3 protein-coding genes are annotated in these 2,807 nt (G+C 41.0%); 1 reads left to right on the top strand and 2 read right to left on the bottom strand.

Annotated features, from left to right (window positions below; translation table 11 throughout):
* Window positions 1-747: 747 nt before the first annotated feature.
* Entirely contained in the window at window positions 748-969 is a 222-nt protein-coding gene (locus tag GJS40_RS12755; protein ID WP_270898240.1) for a hypothetical protein, read from the top strand.
* A 160-nt stretch (window positions 970-1,129) separates the two neighbouring features.
* Here GJS40_RS12755 and GJS40_RS12750 read toward each other — a convergent pair whose 3' ends face one another.
* The gene (locus tag GJS40_RS12750) at window positions 1,130-1,333 is read right to left on the bottom strand and encodes a hypothetical protein (protein WP_270898239.1); all 204 of its coding nucleotides are present in this window, start codon (window positions 1,331-1,333) and stop codon (window positions 1,130-1,132) included.
* A gap of 37 nt (window positions 1,334-1,370) precedes the next feature.
* Window positions 1,371-2,672, bottom strand: coding sequence for a methyl-accepting chemotaxis protein (locus GJS40_RS12745; RefSeq protein WP_270898238.1), 1,302 nt, complete (start codon window positions 2,670-2,672; stop codon window positions 1,371-1,373).
* Window positions 2,673-2,807 lie beyond the last annotated feature (135 nt).

The following is a 2,807-nucleotide window of genomic DNA, read 5'->3' as shown; positions in this document are numbered from 1 at the left end:
ATGTGATAATTGACGTTATAAACACAAGTTCTAGCATGAGTGATTTTAGATTTTTTATTCATACATATAGTATATATTTAAAGATACATATTATCAATATTAACAACTATTATCATAGTTACATATGATATGGGGTAACTCAAAGAAGGCAACGATTCATCTCCTCATTGAAATGAGGAGGATTCTCGTCGCTTTGTCCTAAATTTCGCCATTTATTTTCAAGCAAACATCTTTCCATTTTCGTATTGGCACATTTTGACAAGAGAAAACAATAACCGCGCTAAGAATGGGAATCGTAAGTGCACTTGGGTGATGATGTAGAGTGAATAGAACCTTTAGAACTTGTTTCTGATTTCACGGAATCGTTTTTCAAGGTACCACTTCTACATGTTTACTTGAAAGCACGCTATGGAACGTGCGGGATAAGATGGGAAGAAACAATTCATAGGGCAACGGGGCATGAAGGAGTGAAACATATCTGAATGGATAGGTGGGTTGAAACGACTTTTTCTCATTCTTAGATGAGAAAAAGTGTCGTATAACTGATTCATGGAACCTTTATTACGAAAAAATCTTGATCAAGAGGTTGCATGAAAGGGTGGAGTAGTGGATATAAGCTTTGAATTTGTGGTATGTATAAAATATTACTCGAGATATTTTGAGCTAAACTATGGCAAAAAAAGAGAAGGCACTCTATCCTAAATGTATGCCCATCACAGCAAATACACATAGAAAAGAGGCCTTCTCATGGAACAAATGATATCAAAAATACACGAAATAATAAAGCTGAATGCAAATTTAATTGAAGCAGAAGAAAGTATTCGCGTACTTATGTGTGATTTTTTCTCTGAGGTTTCATGTTTCCATGCGACCAATTATTATTTAAAATTGAAAAATAGTGGTCGTATGAACGAGTCATGGGACAGTTTAACATTGCTTACCACTGATTTAGTGTCCCATAGCATATAGAATTGGAATTAATTAGAGAATACATGCTTGTTTCTCTATTCATACGACTTATCACTGCTAAGAAAGGGCTAATAAGTGTCGCATGAGGGCTTCATACGACCAATTTTCTCATATATAACTCATTGAGTGGTCGCATGCCCCTCACGTCCTGCGCCTGTGGTTACTCGGCGCAAAAGAACACAAAGAAGTATTGCAGTCCAGATTTTGTGAGAAACGGCGATGCTAGCACGTCATGTGCGTCGCAGCGCTTGTCGCTCGTAATCAGTCGCCTCCGCTTTTCTTTGTCCAGCTCCAGCAACCAGGCGCTTGAGCGCTTCAGAACGGGGCAGAAGTCAAAAAACGACTTCTTGCCCCGTTCTTCCATCGCCTTCACGCCTAAGCGGTTGCCTCCGCTTTTCTTGTTACGTTGTGAATTTTTGTATGGTGTTTTTTAGTTGTTGGGCTTGGTTGGTTAGTTCTTTGGCGGTGGTGACTAAGGCGTTCATGACTTCGAATTGGGCATCGGTTGCGGTGGTGACTTCTACTGCTCCGGCGGAGGTTTGTTCAGCGATGGCGGCGACTTCTTGGGATTCATGGGAAGTTGCTTCGATCGCTTCCATTTGTTTGTCAATGAGTTTTGTAATGTCGTGCACGGCATCTGCTACTGTTTGAACGGTTTCTTCCATCATCGAAAAGGCTTCACTTGTTTCTGTGCCTTTTTTCGATTCCCGGCTGGCCACTTCTACTTGATTTTCAATTTTCGTTACGACGTTTTGTACTTCTAATTGAATGTTTTGTAATAGGTCACGGATGTTTTGTACGGCGGAGGCACTTTCGTCTGCTAGTTTACGCACTTCTTCCGCAACGACAGCAAAGCCTTTTCCTTGCTCTCCGGCGCGAGCGGCTTCAATGGACGCGTTTAAAGCAAGTAAGTTCGTTTGTTCGGCAATATCTCCGACTAAATCAATGACTTCTCCGATTTTGGCTGCTTGTTTGTCTAATTGTTCCACTGCAACCAGAGATTCTTGATTGTCTACTTCTAGTTCTTTGATTCCTCCAACAAGAGAGTGAATCACTTTTTTACTTTCTTCTAAAGTGGAAACCATATCCGTGACGGAGTCGTTGGAGTTGGTTGCTTTTCTTTGTACTTCTCCTGCAATGCGAGTGATGTCTTCCATAGATTCCGCTGTATTTTGAATCGCATTGGCCGATTGTTCCGCACCGGCAGAGATTTCGCCAACGGTTTCTGCGATGCTTTCGGCTTTGGCAGAAGCTTGTTCGGTTTTTTCGGTAATTTCATCTACTGTTTGGTTCGTTTGATTAAAATTGTTTTCAATGTCTTTTACCATGATGCGAAGGTTTTGCAGCATTTGGTTAAATGCAAGGGCAAGTCCTCGCAGTTCATCATCCGACTTCGTTACTTCAACATCTTCACGAATGTCTCCTTCAGCAGCTTTCTGAGCGGATCGTTCCAGGCGGCGCAGTGGTTTTGTAATTAACGGTGCGGAGAGAAATGCTAAAATGCCGCTCCATAACCAACCTAAGAACAGTGTAATGATAATAAACACATCTTCAGAAATTCCCCAAGATGGCGGGATATAGTCAGCTAGCACAAAGATGAAGAACGCGCTTGTTCCGTATGTAATAATGGAGACGGCACTAATGCCAGCGACTAATTTTTTTCGTAAACTAAACCGATATTTTTTTTCTCGCTCTTCCCTCATCGTTCCCTTTCCTCCCTCAATAAAGTAAGAATATCTTCCAAATGCTCGCTTATTCTCAAAATTTCATAGACACTGTTTTACACCTAACAGCACTTCCACCTTATAAAAGGATAATCACAGAATATTCTAACAGGG

Source organism: Aliibacillus thermotolerans (genome assembly GCF_027853235.1).
In the GTDB taxonomy this organism is placed as follows: Bacteria; Bacillota; Bacilli; order Bacillales; family Marinococcaceae; genus Aliibacillus; species Aliibacillus thermotolerans.
This window is presented reverse-complemented; position numbering and strand designations above follow the sequence as displayed.

Bases quoted from the DNA above. Each gene is read 5' to 3' on its own strand.
- GJS40_RS12755 (WP_270898240.1), top strand. From the start codon at position 748: ATGGAACAAATGATATCAAAAATACACGAAATAATAAAGCTGAATGCA.
- GJS40_RS12750 (WP_270898239.1), bottom strand. From the start codon at position 1,333: ATGGAAGAACGGGGCAAGAAGTCGTTTTTTGACTTCTGCCCCGTTCTG.
- GJS40_RS12745 (WP_270898238.1), bottom strand. From the start codon at position 2,672: ATGAGGGAAGAGCGAGAAAAAAAATATCGGTTTAGTTTACGAAAAAAA.